The 23,822-nt window shown below is 70.4% G+C and carries 24 protein-coding genes; 11 read left to right on the top strand and 13 right to left on the bottom strand.

Going from position 1 to position 23,822, the window contains the following annotated elements; translation table 11 throughout:
• Positions 1–52: 52 nt before the first annotated feature.
• Complete coding sequence (locus OG257_RS10700) at positions 53–247, top strand: CsbD family protein (protein ID WP_329206782.1); 195 nt, start codon at positions 53–55, stop codon at positions 245–247.
• Positions 248–534: 287 nt separating this feature from the next.
• Positions 535–765 carry a hypothetical protein gene (locus OG257_RS10695; protein WP_329206781.1) on the top strand — a complete coding sequence of 77 codons (231 nt, stop codon included), beginning with the start codon at positions 535–537 and terminating at the stop codon, positions 763–765.
• Between the two features lie 54 nt (positions 766–819).
• On the opposite strand, the gene OG257_RS10690 is transcribed toward OG257_RS10695, so the two are convergent.
• Both OG257_RS10690 and OG257_RS10685 read right to left on the bottom strand, forming a co-directional pair.
• Positions 820–1,626, bottom strand: coding sequence for an Fpg/Nei family DNA glycosylase (locus OG257_RS10690; protein WP_329206780.1), 807 nt, complete (start codon positions 1,624–1,626; stop codon positions 820–822).
• A 91-nt stretch (positions 1,627–1,717) separates the two neighbouring features.
• Positions 1,718–6,406 (bottom strand): Lhr family helicase, encoded by a 4,689-nt coding sequence (locus tag OG257_RS10685; protein ID WP_329206779.1) that lies wholly within the window; start codon positions 6,404–6,406, stop codon positions 1,718–1,720.
• Positions 6,407–6,508: 102 nt separating this feature from the next.
• Here OG257_RS10685 and OG257_RS10680 point away from each other — a divergent pair, with 102 nt between their 5' ends.
• From OG257_RS10680 to OG257_RS10670, 3 genes are read left to right on the top strand one after another with little or no spacing between them, the layout of a single operon-like run.
• Positions 6,509–7,372 (top strand): AraC family transcriptional regulator, encoded by an 864-nt coding sequence (locus OG257_RS10680; protein WP_329206778.1) that lies wholly within the window; start codon positions 6,509–6,511, stop codon positions 7,370–7,372.
• A gap of 10 nt (positions 7,373–7,382) precedes the next feature.
• Positions 7,383–8,168, top strand: a complete 786-nt coding sequence (locus OG257_RS10675) for an AzlC family ABC transporter permease (RefSeq protein ID WP_329206776.1) — start codon at positions 7,383–7,385, stop codon at positions 8,166–8,168.
• A complete protein-coding gene (locus OG257_RS10670) occupies positions 8,165–8,470 on the top strand; it encodes an AzlD domain-containing protein (RefSeq protein WP_329206774.1) in 306 nt (101 codons plus the stop codon). Before OG257_RS10675 ends, OG257_RS10670 begins: the two co-directional genes overlap by 4 nt.
• A 15-nt stretch (positions 8,471–8,485) precedes the next feature.
• Here the strand turns inward: OG257_RS10670 and OG257_RS10665 are convergent, their stop codons facing one another.
• Positions 8,486–9,400, bottom strand: a complete 915-nt coding sequence (locus OG257_RS10665; protein WP_329206773.1) for a hypothetical protein — start codon at positions 9,398–9,400, stop codon at positions 8,486–8,488.
• 79 nt (positions 9,401–9,479) lie between these two features.
• Between OG257_RS10665 and OG257_RS10660 the strand changes: the two genes are divergently transcribed.
• Together OG257_RS10660 and OG257_RS10655 are read left to right on the top strand one after the other, a co-directional pair.
• Positions 9,480–9,674, top strand: a complete 195-nt coding sequence (locus OG257_RS10660) for a DUF3046 domain-containing protein (RefSeq protein WP_329206772.1) — start codon at positions 9,480–9,482, stop codon at positions 9,672–9,674.
• Positions 9,675–9,837: 163 nt separating this feature from the next.
• The gene (locus tag OG257_RS10655) at positions 9,838–10,959 is read left to right on the top strand and encodes an AI-2E family transporter (protein WP_329215021.1); all 1,122 of its coding nucleotides are present in this window, start codon (positions 9,838–9,840) and stop codon (positions 10,957–10,959) included.
• Positions 10,960–10,974: 15 nt separating this feature from the next.
• Here OG257_RS10655 and OG257_RS10650 read toward each other — a convergent pair whose 3' ends face one another.
• Positions 10,975–11,886: an SDR family oxidoreductase gene (locus OG257_RS10650; protein ID WP_329215019.1), complete on the bottom strand. Its 912-nt coding sequence runs from the start codon at positions 11,884–11,886 to the stop codon at positions 10,975–10,977.
• A gap of 274 nt (positions 11,887–12,160) precedes the next feature.
• Here OG257_RS10650 and recA point away from each other — a divergent pair, with 274 nt between their 5' ends.
• Positions 12,161–13,294 carry a recombinase RecA gene (gene recA, locus OG257_RS10645; protein ID WP_329206771.1) on the top strand — a complete coding sequence of 378 codons (1,134 nt, stop codon included), beginning with the start codon at positions 12,161–12,163 and terminating at the stop codon, positions 13,292–13,294.
• 3 nt (positions 13,295–13,297) lie between these two features.
• On the top strand, positions 13,298–13,990 hold the full coding sequence (recX, locus tag OG257_RS10640; protein WP_329206770.1) for a recombination regulator RecX: 693 nt from the start codon (positions 13,298–13,300) through the stop codon (positions 13,988–13,990).
• Positions 13,991–14,168: 178 nt separating this feature from the next.
• On the opposite strand, the gene OG257_RS10635 is transcribed toward recX, so the two are convergent.
• The 9 genes from OG257_RS10635 to OG257_RS10595 form a co-directional block, all read right to left on the bottom strand.
• A complete protein-coding gene (locus OG257_RS10635) occupies positions 14,169–14,804 on the bottom strand; it encodes a DUF6197 family protein (RefSeq protein WP_329206769.1) in 636 nt (211 codons plus the stop codon).
• A 228-nt stretch (positions 14,805–15,032) separates the two neighbouring features.
• Positions 15,033–15,440 carry a rhodanese-like domain-containing protein gene (locus OG257_RS10630; protein WP_329206768.1) on the bottom strand — a complete coding sequence of 136 codons (408 nt, stop codon included), beginning with the start codon at positions 15,438–15,440 and terminating at the stop codon, positions 15,033–15,035.
• Positions 15,437–15,988: a cysteine dioxygenase gene (locus OG257_RS10625; protein WP_329206767.1), complete on the bottom strand. Its 552-nt coding sequence runs from the start codon at positions 15,986–15,988 to the stop codon at positions 15,437–15,439. Before OG257_RS10625 ends, OG257_RS10630 begins: the two co-directional genes overlap by 4 nt.
• A 75-nt stretch (positions 15,989–16,063) precedes the next feature.
• Positions 16,064–16,150, bottom strand: a complete 87-nt coding sequence (locus OG257_RS10620; protein WP_311605579.1) for a putative leader peptide — start codon at positions 16,148–16,150, stop codon at positions 16,064–16,066.
• Between the two features lie 32 nt (positions 16,151–16,182).
• The gene (locus tag OG257_RS10615; protein ID WP_329206766.1) at positions 16,183–17,817 is read right to left on the bottom strand and encodes an FAD-dependent monooxygenase; all 1,635 of its coding nucleotides are present in this window, start codon (positions 17,815–17,817) and stop codon (positions 16,183–16,185) included.
• Between the two features lie 183 nt (positions 17,818–18,000).
• Positions 18,001–18,915, bottom strand: coding sequence for an amino acid ABC transporter permease (locus OG257_RS10610; protein ID WP_329206765.1), 915 nt, complete (start codon positions 18,913–18,915; stop codon positions 18,001–18,003).
• Positions 18,912–19,580, bottom strand: coding sequence for an amino acid ABC transporter permease (locus OG257_RS10605; RefSeq protein WP_329206764.1), 669 nt, complete (start codon positions 19,578–19,580; stop codon positions 18,912–18,914). Before OG257_RS10605 ends, OG257_RS10610 begins: the two co-directional genes overlap by 4 nt.
• Before the next feature lie 98 nt (positions 19,581–19,678).
• Entirely contained in the window at positions 19,679–20,521 is an 843-nt protein-coding gene (locus OG257_RS10600; protein WP_329206763.1) for a glutamate ABC transporter substrate-binding protein, read from the bottom strand.
• 63 nt (positions 20,522–20,584) lie between these two features.
• Positions 20,585–21,370: an amino acid ABC transporter ATP-binding protein gene (locus OG257_RS10595; RefSeq protein WP_329206762.1), complete on the bottom strand. Its 786-nt coding sequence runs from the start codon at positions 21,368–21,370 to the stop codon at positions 20,585–20,587.
• A gap of 342 nt (positions 21,371–21,712) precedes the next feature.
• Between OG257_RS10595 and OG257_RS10590 the strand changes: the two genes are divergently transcribed.
• Together OG257_RS10590 and OG257_RS10585 are read left to right on the top strand one after the other, a co-directional pair.
• Complete coding sequence (locus OG257_RS10590; protein WP_329206760.1) at positions 21,713–22,405, top strand: response regulator transcription factor; 693 nt, start codon at positions 21,713–21,715, stop codon at positions 22,403–22,405.
• A gap of 15 nt (positions 22,406–22,420) precedes the next feature.
• The gene (locus OG257_RS10585; RefSeq protein WP_329206759.1) at positions 22,421–23,815 is read left to right on the top strand and encodes a sensor histidine kinase; all 1,395 of its coding nucleotides are present in this window, start codon (positions 22,421–22,423) and stop codon (positions 23,813–23,815) included.
• Positions 23,816–23,822 lie beyond the last annotated feature (7 nt).

Raw genomic sequence — 23,822 nt, 5'->3', positions numbered from 1 at the left:
GTCGGCAGCTGTCGGTTCTCAGCTGTCGGCGGCGAACGAGTGAGGAGTCGACATGAGTGACAAGAACGAGATGGACAAGGTCAAGGGCAAGGCCAAGGAAGCGACCGGCAAGCTGACCGGCAACCGTCGTATGGAGACCGAGGGCAAGACCGACCAGGCGAAGGCCAAGGCCAAGGACGCCCTGGGCGGGGCCGGAGACCGCGCCAAGGGTGTCAAGGACTCGATGACCGACGACGACGGGCACTAGTCCTCGTCAGTGCGACCTGTGGGTCGCGTACGCCCCCGTCGACACCGGTCGGCGGGGGCGTACGCATGCCGGGGGCCTGGTGCAAGGGGCCCGGGCGTGGGATGGCAGGAGGGGCCGTATCGGGGGAAACTGCGGGGAGGGCCGCCCTTTCACCCTCTCCCGGCGGCCCGTCGGAGAGCGCGCGTCACCGTCCCCTTGGCGCCGCGCACGCCGGTAGTGCACCGGTGCGCCCTCCCCTCAGCAGATCGAGCCGTACTAGCGTCCAGCGTCGGCCGGAGGAGGCAGCCATGGTGCGGCGGTGGGCGCTGGTGCTTGTCCTCGGCGGAGTGTGGTGGTGGGCCGTGCTCCGCCTGTTGCTGGCGCCGGAGCACGCCGGACTGGTCGAGGGCGCGGTGGCGGCCGGCGGCTGGGGGCTGAGCCTGCTGCCCGTTCATGTGACGGCGACTGCCCGGCCGGGGCGCGCGGCGAAGCGGACCGCGATGGGGAGCCGTGAGAACAGCGAGCTCGGAACGGAGTGATCCCCTCCCGCGGCGGGCCCGGGCGGACTGTCCTGCGCCGCTGACGGCCGTCTCCTAGTGAGTGGGCCCCGGCTGGCAGTGCGGGCACCAGTACGTGGGCCGGTCGGCCTGGTCCGCCTTGCGGATCGGAGTGCGGCACCTCAGGCAGGGGCGGTGGCCCCGGCCGTAGACGAAGAGCCGCTCCCGCGTGGGCGCCCGGCCGAGAGCGGCGACGGGGCCGGTCGTCGTCCGTGTCGGGCGGTCACGGTTGGCTTCGAGGAGCTGCTTGGCGGTCGTCACCAGCCGGCCGGCCGTGGGCACGGGCAGCTCTCCCACGGGCAGCCAGGGGGTGACGCGGGCCAGGAAGCAGAGTTCGCACTTGTAGACGTTGCCGATACCGGCCAGGTTGCGCTGGTCCAGGAGCGCTTCCCCGAGAGGGCGTGCGGGGTCGCTGAGCAGATTGCGCAGGGCCGTGTGCGGTTCCCAGTCGGGCCCGAGCAGATCAGGGCCGAGATGGCCGACGGCCTGCTCCTCGTCCCGGGTGCGGAGCAGCTCGAGGACGGGGAGCCGGTAGCCGACGGCGGCGTGCTCCGCGGTGGCGAGGACGGCGCGGATCTGGTGGGCGGGCCCGCCGCTCCAGCGTTCTCCCGCCGCGTAGACGCGCCAGGCACCGTCCATCCGCAGGTGGCTGTGAAGGGTGAGACCGTCTTCGATGCGGGTGAGGAGATGCTTGCCCCGCGCGGTGACATCGAGCACAGCACGGCCGGTCAGGTCCGCGGTGGCGAACCGGGGGACCCGTAGGTCGGAGCGGGTCAGTACATGACCTGCGAGCGCCGCGTCGAGACGCTTGGCGGTCTGCAGGACGGTGTCACCTTCGGGCATGTCTCCATGATGCGCGGCCCCCGGCAGGGACGGGAGCCGCCGGCCGCCGCCGTCACCCGAGGCCGCAGGCGCGCCGCTCCCACCGGAGGTCTCAGGCGCGCAGACGCAGCCCTCTGGGCGTGGCGAGGAAGCCGGCGGCTTCCAGGGTGCGGCCCAGCGGGGAGGTGAGGGAGGAAGCACCGTTGGTGCGCTCCACCGTCACGGTGCCGAGGGTCCCGGCGCGGGCTGCCGACGCGAGCGCCTCGGCCGCCGCCAGAAGTGCGGGATCGGCGGGGTCGGTCGGCCATGCCAGCAGGGTCTTGCCGCCGCGCTCCATGTACAGCGTCAGCTCGCCGTCGACGATGACCACCAGCGCGCCGGCCTTGCGGCCGGGCTTGTGCCCGGCGCCGTCCGGGGAATCGGGCCAGGGCAGGGCGGCGCCGTACGCGTTGGCCGGATCGGCCGCCGCGAGAACGAGCGCGCGGGGAGTCGCGCCGGGGTCCGTACGGTCACGGGCGGTCGACGTCGCCCTGAGCCGGTCCACGGCACCGTCCATCGCGAACTGGGCCGCTCCCAGGCCCTCGACAACATACCCACGGCGTGCCTGGCCGCTGTCCTCGAACGCGGCAAGGATGCGGTACGTCGCGGAGAACCCGCCCTCGACACCCTCCGCCTGCACGGCGCCACGGGTCACCACACCGTGGCGGTCCAGGAGCGTGCGGGCCAGGGCGTGCGCGCGGTGGGTCGGTTCGGGCTCGGCCGGGGGCAGCAGGGCCCAACGGCCCGAGACGGTCGGCGGACCGGTGCGGGACGCCGGACGGGCCGCGGCGCTCAGCGAGCCGTAACGGCCGCGCGGGACACTGCGCTTCGCGCGGTGGGCGGTGGATCCCGCCGTGCGCCCCGAGCCCAGGAGCGAGCGCAGCGGGGCGAGGGTGTCGTTGGTGAGGCGGCCGGACCAGACAAGGTCCCAGAGCGCGTCCGCCAGTTGAGGATCGGTGCAGTCGGGGTGGGTGGTGGCGCGGACCTGGTCGGCGATCTGCCGAAAGAACAGGCCGTACCCGCCCGCCAGGGTCGTGAGGACCGACTCGTGCAGCGCGGTCTGCTCCAGCGGATGGGGTGGAGGCAGGAGCAGAGGCGCACTGTCCGCGGGATAGAGGGAGAGCCAGCCGTCCTTCCCGGGCAGCGCGCCCGCGCCGGCCCAGACGACCTCGCCGGTGGTCGTGAGCTCGTCGAGCAGGGCGGGGGTGTATCCCGCGACGCGGCTCGGCAGGATCAGCTTCTCCAGAGCCGATGCGGGGACCGGGGCACCCTGCAACTGCTCGATGGCGCGGGCCAGTCCGTCGATCCCGCGCAGGCTGTTGTCGCCGAGGTGCTGCCACTGGGGGAGGAAGCCGGCCAGGGCGGCGGGTGGCACGGGCTCCAGCTCCTGGCGGAGCGCTGCGAGCGAGCGGCGGCGCAGGCGCCGCAGGACCGTGGCGTCGCACCACTCCTGCCCGATTCCTGCCGGGTGGAACTCGCCCTGGACGACCCGGCCGGACGCGGCGAGCCGTTGCAGCGCGCCGTCCGTGACAGCGCTGCCGAGACCGAAGCGGGCGGCGGCCCGTGTGGTGGTGAACGGGCCGTGGGTACGGGCATGGCGGGCCAGGAGGTCGCCGAGAGGATCCTTCACCGGCTCGGTGAAGGCCTCGGGAACCCCCACGGGCAACGCGGTCCCGAGGGCGTCCCGCAGCCGGCCCGCGTCCTCGATGGCCGCCCAGTGGACGGACCCGCCGATGCGCACCTGGATCGCGCGCCGCGCCGCGGCGAGCTCGGGCGCCCATGCGGGCTCGGCACCGCGCGCCGCCAGTTCGTCGTCGGTGAGCGGACCGAGGACGCGCAGGAGGTCGGCGACACCTTCGATGTCCTTGATCCTCCGGTCCTCCGTCAGCCACTGTAGCTCCCGCTCCAGTTCGTCGAGGACATCGGCGTCGAGCAGCTCGCGCAGCTCCGCCTGGCCGAGCAGCTCGGCCAGGAGATGGGAGTCGAGCGAGAGCGCGGCGGCACGCCGCTCGGCGAGCGGGGAGTCACCCTCGTACAGGAACTGCGCGACGTAACCGAACAGGAGGGAGCGCGCGAACGGTGAAGGCTCGGTGGTCGTCACCTCGACCAGACGGATACGGCGTGCCTCCAGGTCGCCCATCAGTTCTGTGAGACCCGGGACGTCGAAGACGTCCTGGAGGCACTCACGGACCGCTTCGAGAACGATCGGGAACGAGCCGAACTCGGAGGCCACCTGCAGCAACTGGGACGCTCTCTGGCGCTGCTGCCAGAGCGGGGTGCGCTTTCCGGGGCTGCGGCGGGGCAACAGCAGGGCACGCGCCGCACATTCACGGAACCTGGACGCGAACAGGGCCGATCCGCCCACCTGATCGGTGACGACCTGGCCGATCTCCCCCTTGTCGAAGACGACATCAGTGGCGCCGACGGGAGGCTGCTCACTGTCGTACCCGCCGGCACCCGGGAAGCCCGGGGCCGTATCGCCCCGCCCGGACTCGGGTCCGGCCTGCTGTCCGGGATCCGCCTGCACCGGATCGAAGTCGAGGAGATCCAGGCCCATCAGATCGGCGTCCGGAAGCCGCAGCACGATGCCGTCGTCGGCATGCATGATCTGGGCGTCCATGCCGTACCGCTCGGCGAGCCGGGCGGACAGGGCGAGCGCCCAGGGGGCGTGCACCTGGGCACCGAACGGCGAGTGCACCACGATCCGCCAGTCGCCGAGCTCGTCGCGGAACCTCTCGACGAGGATGGTCCGGTCGTCGGGGACATGACCGCAGGCACGACGCTGCTCGTCCAGGTACGACAGGATGTTGTCCGCGGCCCATGTGTCGAGGCCGGCAGCGAGCAGCCGGTGCCGGGCGTCCTCGGGCGACAGCCCGCCGATCTCCCGGAGGAACGCGCCCAGCGCACGGCCCAGCTCCAGTGGCCGACCCAGCTGGTCGCCCTTCCAGAACGGCAGCCGCCCCGGGACGCCGGGGGCGGGCGAGACCAGGACCCGGTCCCTGGTGATGTCCTCGATCCGCCAGGACGTGGTGCCCAGCGTGAAGACGTCGCCGACCCGGGACTCGTACACCATCTCCTCGTCCAGCTCGCCGACCCGCCCGCCGCCCTTCTTGGGGTCCGCTCCGGCGAGGAAGACCCCGAAGAGCCCGCGGTCGGGGATGGTGCCGCCCGAGGTGACGGCGAGCCGCTGGGCACCGGGACGGCCCGTGACCGTACCGGCGACGCGGTCCCAGACGACGCGCGGGCGAAGCTCCGCGAAGGCGTCGGACGGATAGCGCCCGGCCAGCATGTCGAGCACCGCGGTGAACGCGGACTCGGGGAGCGAGGCGAACGGGGCGGCCCGCCGGGCCAGGGCCAGCAGATCATCGGCCTGCCAGGTGTCGAGCGCGACCATGGCGACCAGCTGCTGGGCCAGCACGTCCAGAGGGTTGGACGGGATCCGCAGGGCCTCGATGGCACCCTCGCGCATCCGCTCGGTGACCACCGCCGCCTGCACCAGGTCACCGCGGTACTTGGGGAAGACCACTCCTGTCGATACGGCACCCACCTGGTGACCGGCGCGGCCCACCCTCTGCAGTCCCGAGGCGACGGACGGCGGGGACTCGACCTGGATCACCAGATCGACCGCACCCATGTCGATGCCGAGCTCCAGGCTCGAGGTGGCGACCACAGCGGGCAGCCGACCGGCCTTGAGGTCCTCCTCGACCTGGGAGCGCTGCTCCTTGGACACCGAACCGTGGTGTGCACGAGCGAGCAGGGCGGGCGCACCCTTGGCCGCCCCGGACTCGGCCATGATCTCGGCGGGGGAGTGGGCCTCGGGCATGGCTTCGCCCGTTGCCCGCTCGTAGGCGATCTCGTTGAGCCGGTTGCAGAGGCGTTCCGCCAGCCGCCGTGAGTTGGCGAAGACGATGGTGGAGCGGTGGGACTGGACGAGATCCGCGATCCGCTCCTCGACATGCGGCCAGATCGACGGCTTCTCCGCCTGGTCCGCCCCGCCGTCCGTGGCGGGGGAGCCGCCCAGTTCACCGAGATCCTCGACCGGAACCACGACAGACAGGTCGAACTGCTTGGTGGACGGGGGCTGGACGATCTCCACCTTCCGCTGCGGCGACAGGAAGCGCGCCACTTCGCCCACCGGACGCACGGTCGCCGACAGCCCGATGCGACGGGCAGGCCGCGGCAGCAGCTCGTCCAGGCGCTCCAACGACACGGCGAGATGGGCACCACGCTTCGTGCCCGCGACGGCATGCACCTCGTCCAGGATCACCGTCTCGACCCCCGCCAGCGCCTCCCGGGCCGATGAGGTGAGCATCAGGAACAGCGACTCGGGGGTGGTGATCAGGATGTCCGGCGGCTTGGTCGCCATCGAACGGCGCTCGGCCGGCGGGGTGTCGCCGGACCGGATCCCGACCCGCACCTCCGGCTCGGGAAGCCCCAGACGCACCGACTCCTGGCGGATCCCCGTCAGCGGCGAGCGCAGGTTGCGCTCCACGTCGACCGCGAGAGCCTTCAGCGGCGACACGTACAGCACCCGGCAGCGCTTCTTCGCCTCGGCCGGCGGCGGGACCGCGGCCAGCCGGTCCAGCGAGGCGAGGAACGCGGCGAGCGTCTTGCCCGAACCGGTCGGCGCGACGACCAGGACGTCCGAACCCTCGCCGATGGCCCGCCAGGCACCCTCCTGCGCCGCGGTGGGCGCGTCGAAGGCACCTGAGAACCAGCTACGGGTCGCGGGTGAGAACGAATCGAGTGCGGAACCGGCCATGTCCCCCATCGTGCACCCCACCACTGACAACGGCCGCCGAGCCTGCCGGACATCCGCCGACCGGACCTGCGGTCACCGGCCCGGACCTGCGAGAATGCGAGCATGGCGGCAACGGGAGCAGCGAGGGAATGGGCGAGGTACTGGCAGCACGCCGAGCTGCCCGAGCTCGATCTGCTGCGCGCCCGGTATGTCCGTCACACCTTCCCGCGCCACAGCCACGAGGGCTACGTCTTCGGCACGATCACCCGCGGGATCGAGGACGTCGGGCTGCCCGACGGCACCGTGCACGCCGGTCCGGGCACCGTGGTCATGATCAACCCGGAGGTGCCGCACACCGCACGCGCCGGAGACCCCGAAGGCTGGGTGTACGCCACGCTCTACCCGTCCGCCCAGGTGGTCAACGACATCGCGGCCGACCTGACGAGCCTGCGCGGCACGGTCGGTTTCGCCGAGACCAGCACGGTGGACCCGGAGGCGGCCCGGCTGATCACTGAGGTCCACCGTGCGGCAGAGGAGAGCAACGCGCTTGCGGCCGACAGCCTGCTCAGGGTTCTGGTCGCCCGGCTGCTGGATTCTCACGGCCGGGTGCTGCCCACCCGCACGCCCCGCTCCGCAGGCGCCGGCGACGCAGCCCGTGCGCGGGCGGCACTGGAAGCGCGGATGGAGCGGCCACCCACCCTGGACGCGCTCGCCACCGAGCTCGGCACCAGCCCCTTCGCGCTGCTCCGGGCCTTCAAGAAGCAGTACGGAATGCCACCGCACACCTGGCTCACCGACGCCCGGGTCCGCCGGGCGCGGCAGTTGCTGGACGCGGGGAGCACGCCCGCCGATGCCGCCACGGCTGTCGGCTTCACCGACCAGCCCCACCTCAACCGCCACTTCACCCGGATCGTGGGAGTGCCCCCGGGCGCGTACCGGCGCGAGCGCGCAAGAACGTACAAGACCGGCACGCATCTCGCCACGTAACGTTCCGGGCGTGGCAGAACAGACAGCACCTCCCGAAAGCAGCGGCGTCATAGCCGCAGGCCCGCCCGCCGTCGGGGAGAAGACGGACGCGGCGGTCGTCCGCGACGCCCTCGGCGTGGGCGTCGCGGTAGGTCTCTCCGGTTTCGCGTTCGGGGTCACCTCGGCAGGCTCCGGGCTGACCCTCCTCCAGACCTGCGTCCTCAGCCTCCTCGTCTTCACCGGCGCCTCGCAGTTCGCCCTCGTGGGCGCGCTCGCGGCCGGCGGCAATCCCTACACCGCCGCGGCCGGAGCGTTCTTCCTCGGCGTACGCAACGCCTTCTACGGGCTGCGGCTGTCGCAGCTGCTTGCCCTGCCGCGCGCGGTACGGCCCTTCGCCGCCCACTGGGTCATCGACGAGACGACCGCGGTCACCCTGCCCCAGCCCACCCGCCGGGCAGCGCGCATCGGCTTCACGGTCACCGGACTCACCCTCTACGTGCTGTGGAACCTGACCACGCTGGTGGGCGCACTCGGTGCGGAGGCGCTCGGCGACACCAACACCTGGGGGCTGGACGCCGCCAGCCCCGCGGTGTTCCTCGCCCTGCTCGCGCCGATGCTGAAGAGCACCACGGAGCGCGTCACGGCAGGCGTCGCCGTCCTGCTGGCCCTCGGACTGCTGCCGGTACTGCCTGCCGGCGTCCCCGTACTGCTGTCCGCGCTGGCAGCCCCCGTGGTCCTCTTCCTGATGGGACGCGGGAAGACCGCACAGGCCGAAGCCGCCGCAGGCGGCACGGACAAGCCCCAGGAGCGCCGATGAACGTGTGGATCGCCATCGGACTCACCGTGGCCGGCTGCTATCTCGCCAAGCTCGCGGGGCTGCTGGTTCCCGCCGGAGTACTGGAACGACCGGTCGTCCAGCGACTGGCCGCGCTGCTGCCGGTGGCGCTGCTCGCGGCCCTCACCGCACAGCAGACCTTCGGCGACGGACAGCAACTGGTCCTGGACGCCAGGGCGGCCGGGCTCGCCGCAGCGGCCCTCGCGCTCGTTCTGCGGGCACCCTTCCTGATCGTCGTCGGCGCCGCCGTCGTGGTCACCGCGGGGGTACGCGCCCTGGGATAGGCGGCCGGCAGCGGTTCAGCGGAGGCCGCGCCCGTGCGCCCGCAGGGTCTGCAGGGCCTTGAGCGTCACGATCGGGCGCCCCTCCAGAGCCGTGCCCGGGGCCCACTGCCGCCAGGTGACCGGCCAGCCTCCGTCCTCCTGCTGCCCGGCCTCCAGGTGATCGAGCGAACGGTCCAGCTCGGCGTCGCTGAACCAGCGGCGCGCGAGCGACCCGGGCGTACGCGCGTAGTCGTACGGGAAGTGATGCTCACCCGGGGCATATCCGGGAGCCACCGGGTGGTCCGCGGACCGCTGCGGATCAAGCACCACCAGCCGCTGCTCACGCACCAGCCGCCCCAGACGGTCGGCGGCGGCCTCGGCGCGCGCCCGGTCCGGGACACCGTCCAGGAAGGCGACGGCCGCCTCGATCTCGTACGGGTGGGACTGTTCCAGCGCGTCCACGGCGGACCAGCAGAAATCGGTGGCCCGGAAGAGCCAGGCGTGCCACACCTGATTACGGTGCAGCAGCCCGACGACGGGGCCGGTGGCCAGCAGTTCGGCGGGCGGATCGTCGACGACCGGGATGAAGGGAGCGGCGGGATAGCCGCGCTGGGAGGGGTGGAGTGCCGGCAGTGCGCCCTCTTTGGTCGACACGTCGGTCAGATAGCGACAGATCCGTTCCACGCGCAGACCGCTGCAACGACCGATCGAATCGAGAACACTCAGCGCGTGAGCGGTGTGCAGCGGCTGGCTCACGGGCCCGCGAAGGTCGGGTTCGAGCGCGTGCCCGTAGCCGCCGTCCTCGTTCAGATAGGCGGCGAGCGCGGTCTCGACCACATCCGCACCCCCGTCCAGGAAGTGATGGGCGAACCGCCGCTGCTCGAGGACACGTGCGGTGAGCCAGACGAACTGCTCGGCGCGGGCGAGGGATTTTGCTCCGGTTCCAGCCATGGACCGACCGTAGAGGGGAAAGCGCCGGGGGTAGGGCGTACCGGCTCGGCTGCACTCTCAGGAGCGGGATACTGAAGGCATGCGGTTGACGATTTTCTGGGAGCGGATGGCGGACCACTTCGGTGAGGGGTACGCGGATTCCTTCGCGCGCGACCACGTGATGGCCGAGCTCGGAGGCCGTACGGTGCACGAGGCACTGGCCGCGGGCTGGGAGACCAAGGACGTCTGGCGCGGGGTCTGCTCGGCGGTCGGCATCCCCGCCGACAAGCGCTGACCGGAAGATCCGGCACCGGGGCGGGCAACCGGCTGTCACCGGAGTGAGCGAGACTTGTCCCGTGGCACCGACAGACGAGACCGCCGAGATCCAGCCGCCCGACTCACCACCCGTCCCGCCCGCCGAGCCACCGACCCCGCCGCCCGGCAGCGGTCCGGTCCGCATGCCTGCCTGGCTGCCGCGCGCGATCATCCTCGCCCTGGCGCTCTACGGGTGCTTCCAGCTCGGCAGCTGGGCGTTCGACCAGCTCATCGGGTTGCTGACCAACATCCTCATCGCCTTCTTCCTGGCGCTCGCCATCGAGCCGGCGGTCAGCCGCATGGCGACACGCGGGATGCGCCGCGGACTCGCCACCTTCCTGGTCTCCCTCGGGGTTCTGATCTTCGGAGTCGGCTTCGTCGTCCTGCTCGGCTCCATGCTCGCGGGCCAGATCGTCGACATGGTCGAGGACTTCCCCCAGTACCTCGACTCGGTGATCAACTGGGTCAACGAGACCTTCCACACCTCGCTCTCGCGGGTCGAGGTGCAGGACAGCCTGCTCCACTCGGACTGGCTCCAGAAGTACGTCCAGAACAGCGCGACCGGAGTGCTCGATGTCTCCACGACGGTGCTCGGCGGGCTCTTCCGGCTGCTGACGATCTTCCTGTTCTCGTTCTACTTCGCGGCCGACGGCCCCCGGCTGAGGCGGGCGCTGTGCTCCGTACTGCCGCCCGCCCGGCAGGCCGAGGTGCTGCGCGCCTGGGAGATCGCGGTCGACAAGACCGGCGGCTACATCTACTCGCGCGGCCTGATGGCGCTGATCTCAGGAGTGGCGCACTACATCCTGCTGGTGATCCTCGGTGTGCCGTACGCTCCGGCGCTCGCGGTCTGGGTCGGTCTGGTCTCCCAGTTCATCCCGACGATCGGTACGTATCTCGCGGGTGCGCTGCCCATGCTCATCGCCTTCACCGTGAATCCCTGGTACGCGCTGTGGGTGCTCGGATTCGTCGTGGTCTACCAGCAGTTCGAGAACTACGTGCTGCAGCCCAAGGTCACCTCGAAGACGGTCGACATCCACCCCGCGGTCGCCTTCGGATCCGTGGTCGCGGGTACCGCTCTGATGGGCGCGGTCGGTGCGCTGATCGCCATTCCCGCGGTGGCGACGCTCCAGGCATTCCTGGGCGCGTACGTGAAGCGCTACGCCGTGACGGACGACCCGAGGGTGCGCGGCGGCCACGACCGGCGCCGCGGTGAGCCGGTGCTGTCAAGGATCCGCCGTGCTGTCAGGGGCCGCCGGGACCGGTGACGCGGGGCTGCCGGCTCAGCGGTAGCCGGAGACGTCGGCGGGCAGCCCGGGGTCCTGGACCTCGGTGAGGTACCTCCAGGCGTCGGGCCGGCTGCCGTCGAGATCGGTGAAGCCGTAGACCTGCGCCAGCTGCCCGCTGGACAGCGAGTCCCCGTTCCAGCGAGCCACCTCGGGATCCTGGGCGAGCGCGGCCACGGCCCGCCCGACGAACGCCGGTGACTCGGAGATGGCGAAGTGGGGCGAGTGGGCGACGGCGTCACGCCAGTTCGCCTCGGTGACGCCGTGGGCCTGGAGCATGGCCTCGGACCTGAGCCAGCCCGGAGTGAGCGACACGGCGGTCGCCCCGTGCGGCTCCACCTCGTGCGCGAGGGCGAAGGCCATGCGGTTCACCGCGGCCTTCGCGAGGTCGTAGAAGAACGACACCCGGTAGTTGGTGGCGTTGTACTCGTCCGTGCCGTCCGTCACCTCGACCACCAGGCCGCCCGGTGTCGCGATGAGCAGCGGGATCGCGAAGTGGCTGGTGATCGCGTGGGTGTCCACGGCCAGGCGCAGCGTGTGCAGCCCGGTGTCCAGGGACGACTCCCACACGGTCTTGTCCCACTCGATCTCTGCGCCCCAGATGTCGTTCACCAGGATGTGCAGAGCCCCCTGCTCGCTCCGGATGCGTGCCACCAGCGCGCTGACCTGGTCGGGCACGAGATGATCGACCCGGACGGCGATGCCGCGACCGCCTGCCTCGTCGACGAGCGCCGCGGTCTCCTCGATGGTCTCGGGGCGGTCCATCTCCGAGCGCTCGGAACCGCTGGTGCGTCCGGTGACGTACACGGTCGCTCCGGCCGCTCCCAGCTGTACGGCGATTCCTCGGCCCGCACCGCGTGTACCACCGGCGACAAGAGCGACTTTTCCTGACAGACCCCTCGGAGGCATCTCCATGACGCCGGAACCTAGCATGGCACCTGTCACTTTTCGTTGACTCGGTCGACCTTGGCTGTTATAAGCCGCTACTCTCGGCTGTGCCGGCCCGGCGTGGTGTGCTTGACACCAAAATCGAACATCCATTCTCATTGGATTCCGGCCGGGTTTTCCCGGGCACGACCGTGGAGTTGTCCACAGGTCGGGAGGACGTCGAGGCCCATTGTCAGTGGCAGGGGTTAGCGTCTTTGACGTGAAGCGATCGACTCAAGCAAATCGGGTGGAACCCATGGCAGGTAACGACCGCGAGAAGGCGTTGGACGCCGCACTCGCACAGATTGAGCGGCAATTCGGCAAGGGCGCGGTGATGCGCCTCGGTGAGCGGCCGAACGAGCCCATCGAGGTGATCCCCACCGGGTCGACGGCACTCGACGTCGCGCTCGGCGTCGGCGGCCTGCCGCGCGGCCGTGTGGTGGAGGTGTACGGACCGGAGTCCTCCGGTAAGACGACGCTGACGCTGCACGCCGTGGCGAACGCGCAGAAGCTCGGCGGCACGGTGGCCTTCATCGACGCCGAGCACGCCCTCGACCCCGAGTACGCGAAGAAGCTCGGCGTCGACATCGACAACCTCATCCTGTCCCAGCCGGACAATGGTGAGCAGGCTCTCGAGATCGTGGACATGCTGATCCGCTCGGGCGCCCTCGACCTGATCGTCATCGACTCCGTCGCGGCCCTGGTGCCCCGTGCGGAGATCGAGGGCGAGATGGGTGACTCGCACGTGGGTCTGCAGGCCCGCCTGATGAGCCAGGCGCTCCGGAAGATCACCAGCGCGCTCAACCAGTCCAAGACCACCGCGATCTTCATCAACCAGCTCCGCGAGAAGATCGGCGTGATGTTCGGCTCGCCGGAGACCACCACCGGTGGCCGCGCGCTCAAGTTCTACGCCTCGGTGCGCCTCGACATCCGGCGGATCGAGACGCTCAAGGACGGTACCGACGCCGTCGGTAACCGCACCCGCGTCAAGGTCGTCAAGAACAAGGTCGCGCCCCCCTTCAAGCAGGCCGAGTTCGACATCCTCTACGGCCAGGGCATCAGCCGCGAGGGCGGTCTGATCGACATGGGCGTGGACCACGGCTTCGTCCGCAAGGCCGGCGCCTGGTACACGTACGAGGGCGACCAGCTCGGCCAGGGCAAGGAGAACGCCCGCAACTTCCTCAAGGACAACCCCGATCTCGCCAACGAGATCGAGAAGAAGATCCTGGAGAAGCTCGGCATCGGTGTGCGGCCGAAGGACCCGGCGGCAGAGCCCGCTGCCGACGCGACGGCCACCGCGGGTGCTGTCGCGGCCGACGGGACGGCGAAGTCGGTGCCCGCTCCTGCGACCAAGGCCAAGCCCGCCAAGACCGCGGCGGCCAAGAGCTAGGCCGTGACGCGTCGCACGGAGTGGCAGGACAGCGCCGCCGGCGCGGGTCCCGGCCCCGAATTCGCCGCAGAGTCCGCAGACGGTCCCCCGGGTTCCGGCCCGGGGACCGGGTTCGGTGAGGGGGCGGGCCGTCGTTCCCGCTCCCGTTCCAGAAGCAGCGGTTCCCCCGCCCCGTCGAGGGCCGGGAAGGGGGAACCGCTCGATCCGGTGGAGCAGGCACGCAACATCTGCCTGAGGCTGCTCACCGGGACCCCGCGCACCCGCAAGCAGCTCGCCGATGCCCTGCGCAAACGGGAAATCCCCGACGAGGCGGCTGAGGAAGTGCTGTCGCGCTTCGAGGATGTCGGGCTGATCAACGACGCGGCGTTCGCGGGCGCCTGGGTCGAATCCCGGCACCACGGCAGGGGGCTGGCACGTCGTGCCCTCGTGCAGGAGCTGCGCACCAAGGGCGTGGACTCCGGGCTGATCGACGAGGCGGTCGGACAGCTCGACGCCGAGCAGGAGGAGGAGACCGCGAGAGAGCTTGTCGCGCGCAAACTCCGCTCCACCCGAGGGCTGGACCGGGACAAGCGGCTGCGCCGGCTCGCGGGCATGCTCGCGCGCAAGGGGTACGGGGAGGGGATGGCCCTGCGCGTCGTCCGTCAGGCGATCGAGCAGGAGGGCGAGGACATGGAAGGGCTGGACGAGACCTACTGAGAGTGGTCGGCGGTAGCGGAGGGGGCTGTCGCCGGCCGGTGTCGGAGGGGATCGGCATCCCACGTACATGGTCAGGAGTCCCGCAGGCCTGGCGCGTGGGAATCCCGCAGGTGCGGTGTGGACAGGGGCCTGGGGTCCCGCAGGTGCGGTGTGGACAGGGGCCAGGGGTCCCGCAGGCTCAGTGTCCGGCGAGGGAGGCCCGGCGGATCGTGGCGTCGAGCAGGGCAAGCGCATCCGAGGCGGTACGCCCGGGTTGGCGGTTCCACGGACCGATCAGTCCGGTCCAGCCCTGTGAGCGCAGTTCGGTGATCAGCCAGGCGCCCGCCCGGTCCACGGTGTCGAGCGAGCCGTAGCCGAGCCTGTGCGCGGTCAGCATGGCCCCGCACACGCAGCGGGCACCACGGGCGTTGCGCAGACGGTACGGCGTGTTCTGCCAGCCCCACTCGGTCAGGATCTGCCGCGCGTAGCCGAGATGGGTGGAAGGGCGGACATCCGGCTGCCCGATGCGGCGCCACGCGTGCAGGCGCTCGGGCAGGACTGCACCCAGCCGCCCGGGGAGCGGGCGCTCGCGGGGCAGAGCCACGGGCATCGCCCGCAGCGATTCGTCGATCAGCTCGTCGACGGGCACGGACAGCAGATCCCGCCAGTCGGCCGGGGGCAGTGACGGTGCTGCGTGTGAAAGCCCGGGTGCCGGGAGGCCGGGCTCGGGGGCGGTGCGCTCCCAGCCCGTGACGATCTGCTGCCACGCCTGCGTGTCATGGAGCAGCGAGGCCTGGGTGTCGAGCTGGTCAGGGGTGAGGCGAGCGGTTTCCATCGGCGCGACATCTCCGTACATTCCGATCCTCAGTGATGAGGCGAATGTCCGTCGCGCGAGGCGAATGCTCCACCGGGGAGCGGCGTTCGGGTGTGTCGGGGCACCATTCGGTCCTGCGAGCCGCAGCGCGGCCTGCCCCGGCGTCAGTCGGACCGAGACCGATGGTGGGGGCCTCCGGGCGGAGGCCCCGGCACGCGTACAGGTTCAGCTGGCTGCCAGGACCGCGAGTCAGAGAGCGACCGGAAGCCCGGCGGAACGCCACGCCTGGAAGCCGCCGACCAGGTCGGTGACCCGGTGCAGTCCCAACTGCCGCAGGGAATCGACCGCGAGACTCGACGCGTACCCCTCGTTGCAGATCACCACGACCTGCAGATCGTGGCTCACGGCCTCCGGAGCCCGGTGGCTGCCCTGCGGATCGAGCCGCCACTCCAGCTCGTTGCGCTCGACGACCAGCGCCCCCGGGATCAGGCCGTCCGCCTCGCGCAGCGCCGCGTAGCGGATGTCGACCAGCAGCGCCCCGTCCGCCGCTGCGGCAGCGGCCTCCTCGGGGCCGATCCGCTCGTAGCCGGCCCGGACCCGGTCCAGCAGCTCGTCGATCCCGACCCGCTCCGCCCGCTGTTCCTGTGTGCTGCTCACTGCCAGTCCTCCGGGCGTTCGGTCTGCTCCAGGCGGAGCACCGCACCCGTCCGACTGAACCGGCGGATCTGCGGAAGTGGTGGGTAGTAGGCGTGCACCGATACGGCATGTTCGGTCTCGGACTCGTTGAGCACCTCGTGCACGTGGTGCCGGCCGAACGCCCTGCCCCGGCCCTTCGCCAGCTGCCGGGTCCGGTCGATCCCGTCGGTCAGCTCAAGGGTCTTCCAGCCGTCGGCGGGCAGCCGGGCGGCCAGCGAGTGCTCGGTGAGGGAACCTGAGGCCAGGGTGAAAGCGCCGATCGACTCGGCGTGGTCGTGCCAGCCGGTGCCGGTACCAGGCGGCCAGCCGATCAGCCAGGCCTCGCTGCCACCGGGACCGTCGAGCCGGAGCCAGGTGCGGCCCTCGGGATCGAGCGGGAGCGAAGAGATGAGCGCGGTGTCGTCCGCGGTACGGCGGACGAAGTCGAGGAGCTCCGTGGCCGTCGGCCCGGGGGTGCTGGTGCCGACGGCGGACGCGGGCGTGGGTACGGAGGGGGAAGGTGCAGACACGGTGACCGTCCTGAGAGTTCGCTTGGAGGCACGCGTCCGTACGGAAAGCAGCACGGCGCGGCATGACGAGGCGATTCAGCAGGACGGACGACACACGCAGCCCGCATAGCGGACCAGGTCCATATGGACCCTCCGCCACAGGCGCACATCGGTGTCGGTCATGATCTGGAGTACACCATGTGCGTGTGAGACGGTCAATTGACGTCCGCAGTCCGGTCGGAGGCCGCGGTCGCACGAGCCGTGCCACCGTCGGCGGCGTCGACCGCACCGCCGCGCGCCGCGTCGGCCGCGGCGAAGAGCTCCGCGGACCGGACTCCGCTGAACGCCGCCACGAGGTGTCCGTCCGGCCTGACCAGCAGCACGGTGTGCGCCGTTGCCCCCGGATAGCTCTCGGTCACCAGGAGCTCGGCCTTCACGGGCAGCGCGTCCACGGCCTCGACGAGCCTGGGCATGACCCCGGCGGTCAGCCAGTGCCGCCGGTCCCACACCCCGGTGCCCGGTGCGACCAGGATCACCAGCAGATGCCCCTGCCCGAGCCGGTCGCGCAGCCGCACCGTCTTCCCGTCGGGCGCCGTCACCCGTGTGTCGGCGACCGGCGCACCGGGGGGCGTGCCCACGGCAGTGTGCGCCCCGGCGCGTTGAGGTGAAAGAGGGGACTTAGCGTACGAGGGGGGCGCACCCAGGGGGCCGCATCCCAGATGGCCATCGGCCAGCAGGGTGTCGTGCCCGCGTCCGCTGCCCGGTACCAGCGTCCGCAGGCCGGCCCCGCCACGCAGTATCGGCAGCGACTGATCGGCAGCACGCAACCGGGAGGCGACGGCAGCCCTCCGTTCCGCCTGGTAGCTGTCGAGGAGCAGCTCGGAGGCGCCGTGGTGCCAGGCCTGGGCAAGCTTCCAGGCCAGGTTCTCGGCATCGCGCAGTCCCTCGTCCAGACCCTGGGTGCCGAGAGCCCCCAGCAGATGGGCGGCGTCGCCGGCCAGGAAGGAGCGCTTCGACCTCCAGCGCAGGGCGAGGCGGTGGTGCAGCGTGTACACGCCGGTGTCCAGCAGTTCGTAGGCCGGGGTCTCGCCGCACCAGCCCGCGAGGGTGTCACGGATCCGGGTGACCAGAGCGTCAGGGGTGACGAGCTCACCACGCGGCGGAAGGAGCCAGTCCAGCCTCCAGACGCCGTCGGGCAGGGGCCGCGCGGTGACCTCCGCACCCCCGGTCCGCCACGGCGGCGCCCGGTGCAGCACGGCCTCGTCGGGCCACGGCAGTTCGGCACGGAGCGCGGCCACGGCATGCCGTTCCACCGCCGTACGGCCGGGAAACCGGATGTCCAGGAGCTTGCGCACGGTGGACCTGGCACCGTCGCAGCCGACCAGATAGCTGCCGCGCCACCACGTCGAACCGGGCTCCCTGGTGTGCACGGTGACACCGTGCGGGTCCTGTTCCAGCGTGTCGATCCTGCTGAACGGGACCATGCTGATCAGGTGCTGTGCGGCGGCCGCGGCCCGCAGACCCCGGGTGAGGGCGTGCTGGGGAAGGTGGACGGGCGAGGGCAGCGGGACAGGGCCTTCCGCGTCACCGAGCGGAACCGCGCGCACCAGCTGCTTGCGCCGCACCGAGCGCCACCCCGCCCAGCGCAGCCCCTCGTCGCGGAGGCTCTCGCACCCGAGCCGTCCGACCAGGTCCGCGGTGTCCTCGCGCAGAACCACGGTGCGGGCCGGGCGGGGTTCGTCCTTGCCCGGCCCTTCGTCCAGCACGACGGAGGGGACGCCCTGGGCGGCGAGGGCGAGCGACAGTGCCAGGCCGACCGGCCCGGCACCGACGACGATCACCGGGTCCACGGTGTGAACCCTCCGGTGCTGACGGTCGACGTATTGAGGGGGGAAGGGGTGGCGGAGGCTCGGGGCGCGATCACAGAACGTATGCAACCTACTGCCGGTGCTTGCGTCAAGTGACAACGGAACGTGGCGGGGGGCGCGGCATCTGCGCCGGCGCCCCCCAGTGGTTCTTCGACCGACGATCCGTCAGACCTGGTGCGTGTCGTCCGACTTGACCGGCGGTGCCTCGATGGTCTCCAGACCACCGTCCGGCGCGACGCCGACCACTGCGCCCGTGCTCTTCTTCGCGCGGCGCAGCCGGCCTTCGAGCCAGCTCGCGAACGAGGTGAGTGCGAAGTTCACCGCAATGAAGATCAGCGCGATGATCGTGAAACACGCGATGGTGTTCGCACCGTAGTTGGCGCTCATCGGACGGACCGACGCGAGCAGCTCGGGGAAGGTGAGCACCGCACCGCCGAGAGCGGTGTCCTTCACGATGACGACGATCTGGCTGACGATCGCGGGCAGCATGGCGGTGACCGACTGCGGCAGCAGCACGTACCGCATGGTCTGGCCCTTGCGCATGCCGATCGCCTTGGCGGCATCCGTCTGCCCCTGGGGGAGGGACAGGATGCCGGCCCGCACGATCTCGGCGAGGACCGAGGCGTTGTACAGCACCAGACCTGTGACGACGGCGTACAGCGGACGCACGTCGCTGGCGATGTCGGTGAACTCCGAATACGCGGCGTTCGCCGTGATCATCAGGATCAGGACGGGGATGGCGCGGAAGAACTCCACGACGATGCCGGACGGCATCCGCATCCAACGGTGGTCGGAGAGTCGGCCGATACCGAACAGCGCTCCGAGCGGCAGCGCGATCAGCAGGGCGAAGAACGCGGCCTTGAGCGTGTTCTGGAGCCCCGGCCAGAGGTAGGTCTCCCACGGCTGGGAGCTCGTGAAGAACGGCTCCCACTTGACCCAGTCGAGCTGGTGCTTCTCGTTGAGGGCGCCGTAGACCCACCAGATCACCGCGGCGAGAGCCACGACGAAGACGGCCGAGTACAGGACGTTGCGCCGCTTGGCGCGGGGCCCCTGTGCGTCGAAGAGGACAGACGTCGTCATCGCTTCACCGCCACCTTCTTGCTCACCCAGCCGAGGAGGAGCCCGGTCGGAAGGGTGAGGCAGATGAATCCGAACGCAAAGATGGCGGAGATCAGAATCAGTTGAGCCTCTGCTTCGATCATGTCCTTCATCAGGTACGCCGCTTCGACCACGCCGATCGCCGCGGCGACGGTGGTGTTCTTGGTCAGCGCGATCAGCACGTTGGCCAGCGGGTTGACGACCGATCGGAAGGCCTGCGGGAGGATGATCAGGCGCAGGACCTGGGTGAAGCTCAGGCCGAGTGCCCTTGCCGCCTCGGCCTGGCCCGCCGGCACCGTGTTGATGCCCGAGCGCAGCGCCTCGCAGACGAAGGCGGCCGTGTAGAGGGCGAGCGCGAGCACCGCGAGCCGGAAGTTGATGACCTCGAAGTCGTCGCCGCCCCCGAGGGTGACCTGCAAGGTCTGGAAGAGGCCCAGCGACGCGAAGACGATGATCACAGTCAGCGGGATGTTGCGGACGATGTTCACATAAGCGGTACCGAACCCGCGCATCAGAGGGACCGGGCCGACCCGCATACCGGCCAGCAGCGTTCCCCATATGAGGGAACCGAGGGCGGAGTAGACGGTGAGTTTCACCGTCACCCAGAAGGCCCCCAGTAGGTCGTAACCTTCAAGAAAGTCGAACACGATCTCCCGTGCTTCCAGGTGTGGGGAGGGCTCGGTGCGCCGCCTCGACGGCGGCGCACCTCATCAGCCCGGTTTCGGACCGCCCGGCGATGGGAGCCCTACTTGACGATGTTGCCGACCTTCGGCGCGGGCTCGTACTTGTAGTTGGCGGGACCGAAGTTGGCCTCGACCGCCTTCTCCCACGAACCGTCCGAGACCATCTTGGTGAGCGCGGCGTCGATCTTCTTCTTGAGGTCGGCGTCGCCCTTCTTCAGGCCGATGCCGTAGTTCTCGTTGGTCATCTTGAAGCCGGCCAGCTTGAACTTGCCCTTGTGGGCCTCCTGCGCCGCGTATCCGGCGAGGATGGAGTCGTCCGTGGTCAGCGCGTCAACAGCCTCGTTCTCCAGGCCGGTGAGGCACTCGGAGTAGCCGCCGTAGTTCTGCAGCTGAGCCTTGGGGGCCAGCTTCTCCTTGACGTTCTTCGCGGAGGTCGAACCGGTGACGGAGCACAGCTTCTTGTCGTTGAGGTCCTCGGGCGACTTGATGGAGTCGTCGTCGGCACGGACGAGGACGTCCTGGTGAGCCAGGAGGTACGGGCCCGCGAAGTCGACCTTCTGCTGACGCTCGTCGTTGATGGAGTACGTCGCCGCGATGAACTTCACGTCGCCGCGCTCGATGGCGGTCTCGCGGTCGGCGCTCTTCGTCTCGACGAAGTTGATGTTCTTGGCGTCGTAGCCGAGTTCCTTGGCGATGTACGTGGCGACGTCGACGTCGAAGCCGGCGAACTTGCCGTCGGGCGTCTTCAGGCCCAGGCCGGGCTGGTCGATCTTGATACCGATGGTGATCTTCTCGCCGCCGCCGGATCCCGCGGCGTCGTCCTTGTCTCCGGAACCACAAGCGGTGGCGGTGAGGGCGAGCGCGAGCACGGCGGCCGAGGCGGCGGTGACCTTACGAAGCTGCATGGTGAAATCCCTGGGTTGACGCGATGTGAGTGTTCAGCTGGTCCGGAGAACAGTCGTGCGGGGTCAGTGGTGAAGGATCTTCGACAGGAAGTCCTTGGCCCGGTCACTGCGCGGGTTGCTGAAGAACTGGTCGGGCACTGCCTCTTCGACGATCTTCCCGTCCGCCATGAAGACGACCCGGTTGGCCGCGGAGCGGGCGAAGCCCATCTCGTGGGTGACGACGACCATGGTCATCCCGTCCCGGGCGAGCTGCTGCATGACCTCCAGCACCTCATTGATCATTTCCGGGTCGAGCGCGGACGTCGGCTCGTCGAACAGCATGACCTTGGGGTCCATCGCCAACGCGCGTGCGATGGCGACGCGTTGCTGCTGACCGCCGGAGAGCTGCGAAGGGTACTTGTCGGCCTGTGTTGCCACGCCCACCCGGTCGAGCAGTGAACGTGCCTTGTCCTCTGCGGCCGCCTTGTCCATCTTGCGGACCTTGAGCTGGCCCAGCATCACGTTCTCGAGCACCGTCTTGTGCGCGAAGAGATTGAACGACTGGAAGACCATGCCGACGTCGGCGCGCAGCCTGGCCAGCTCCTTGCCCTCCTGGGGCAGTGGCTTGCCGTCGATCGTGATCGCGCCCGAGTCGATCGTCTCCAAGCGGTTGATCGTGCGGCACAGCGTGGACTTCCCGGACCCGGAGGGCCCGATGACGACGACGACCTCGCCACGGGCGATGGTCAGGTCGATGTCCTGGAGCACATGCAGCGCGCCGAAGTGCTTGTTGACGTTGCTCAGTACGACAAGGTCGTCTCCCGCAGGTGCGGCATCCTCGGCGGCCTTGGTCACTGAAACTCCGCTCATCGGCTTTTTGCTCCGTCCTCCTCGGTTAGGGAAAGACCCTAGTGACGCAGTGCTACCAGCGTCATTACATCTGAGCGGAAATTGAGCATAACGATCCGGCCGCAACCGGACACACCGTGTGAACAGGGCGTCACGAGGCGCACGTCGGAGTACCGGGTGGATAACGGAAACCCAGTGGTAACGGGCTGGGCCTTGACTGGCATACCCGTCATCGGAGTGGATGCCCTGGTACGGGATGGCGTGAATCGTCGCCGTACGAGAAGGTTCGCGGAGCGGAACAGCCGCGCAACATCACCCACAGTTTCAATCGTCCCGAAATGTCGGGAAGCGGAGAGGGGGGCCATGAGACTGCTGCTCGTCGAGGACGACGATCACGTCGCGGCGGCCCTGTCCGCCGTGCTCGCGCGGCACGGGTTCCGGGTCGTGCACGCCCGCAACGGCGAGGAGGCCCTGCAGGCGCTGCTGCCCGCGGACAAGGAGCCCTTCGGGGTCGTCCTCCTCGACCTCGGGCTGCCCGACCAGGACGGCTACGAGGTGTGCGGGAAGATCCGCAAGCGTTCCGCGATCCCGGTGATCATGGTGACGGCGCGTGCCGACGTACGCTCACGGATCCACGGCCTCAACCTCGGCGCGGACGACTACGTCGTCAAGCCCTACGACACCGGCGAGCTCCTTGCCCGGATCCATGCGGTCGCCCGGCGCAGGACGGCCGGCGAGGACACCGGGCAGACCCCCCTCGCAGCTCTGCGGGTCGGGCCCGTGCACATCGAACTGCCGACCCGCAGGGTCAGCGTCGACGATCACGAGGTCCAGCTCACACGCAAGGAGTTCGACCTCCTCGCGCTGCTCGCCCAGCGCCCGGGCGTGGTCTTCCGCCGGGAACAGATCATCAGTGAGGTGTGGCGGACCAGTTGGGAGGGAACGGGGCGCACCCTCGAGGTGCACGTCGCGTCGCTCCGTTCCAAACTGCGCCTTCCCGCACTCATCGAGACCGTGCGGGGCGTCGGCTACCGGCTCGTCCCGCCGTCCGCGTAGGGGCGAACGTTCCAGGTGCGTACCCGTCTGCTTCCCCTGCTCATCGTTCTGATGGCCGCCGTGCTGCTCGCGCTCGGCTTCCCGCTGGCCGTTCGGGTGGCCGCCGCCGAACAGCAGCGGGTCGTCATCGACCGGATCGACGACACGGCGCGCTTCGCCGCACTCGCCCAGTTCGTCAGTGAGCCCGTCGGGGGCAACGACGAGCGGCAGCGGATACTCCAGACCGAACTCGAGGCCTACGACTCGGTGTACGGGATCCGGGCAGGGGTCTTCTACCGGGACGACAGGGCCCTCGCGAAGGCGCCCGCCTCCTGGACCCTGCCCGTCGAGGGGGAGGGGCGTGAAGCGTTCGAGGAGGCACTCCTCGGCCGCCGTTCCCATGACCCGCCCCAGGTGTGGCCGTGGCAGAACGGCCGGATCGTCGTCGCTTCACCCGTGGTGCGCGACGGCGACGTGGTCGCTGTCGTCGTGACCGACTCGCCCACCGGTGAGATGCGGTCCCGCACGCTGCGCGGCTGGCTGCTGATCGCTCTCGGTGAGGCCGTGGCGATGCTGGTGGCGGTCGGCGCCGCCTTCCGGCTCACCGGGTGGGTGCTGCTGCCCGTACGGATCCTGGACGCGGCGACCCACGACATCGCCAGCGGCCGGATGAGGTCCCGGGTCGTCGCGTCCGGAGGCCCGCCCGAACTCAGGCGCCTGGCACGCTCGTTCAACGAGATGGCCGACAACGTCGAGGACGTGCTGGAGCAGCAGCGTGCCTTCGTCGCCGACGCATCGCACCAACTGCGCAACCCCCTCGCCGCGCTGCTGCTGCGGATCGAGCTCCTCGCACTCGAACTCCCCGAGGGCAACGAGGAGATCGCCTCGGTGCGCACGGAGGGCAAGCGCCTGGCCCACGTCCTGGACGATCTGCTGGACCTGGCCCTGGCCGAACACGCCGCGGCGGATCTCCAGCTCACGGACATCGGGGCGCTCACCGCCGAACGCGTGGCCTCGTGGCGCCCGGTGGCCGAGGACAAGGGCGTACGGCTGGTGCTGGACGGTGCGTCCGCCGTGACCGGCTGGGCCGACCCCATCGCGCTCTCCAGCGCCCTGGACGCCGTCGTCGACAACGCGCTGAAGTTCACCCCGGAGGGCGAGGAGGTCCGGGTCACCGTCGCCTCCGACGGCGCGGTCGCCACGGTGGTCGTCGCCGACCGCGGGCCCGGCCTGACCGAGCAGGAACTCGAGCGCATCGGTGACCGCTTCTGGCGCAGCAACCGGCACCAGAACGTCAAGGGGTCGGGCCTCGGGCTCTCGATCGCCCGGGTGCTGCTCGCCGCGGGCGGCGGGAGAATCGGCTACGACAAGCACGAACCGCACGGTCTGCGGGTGACGGTCGGCGTGCCGCGCAACCTTCCGCACGCGTGATGCGGAG

Source organism: Streptomyces sp. NBC_00683 (assembly GCF_036226745.1).
Lineage (GTDB): Bacteria > Actinomycetota > Actinomycetes > Streptomycetales > Streptomycetaceae > Streptomyces.
This window is presented reverse-complemented; position numbering and strand designations above follow the sequence as displayed.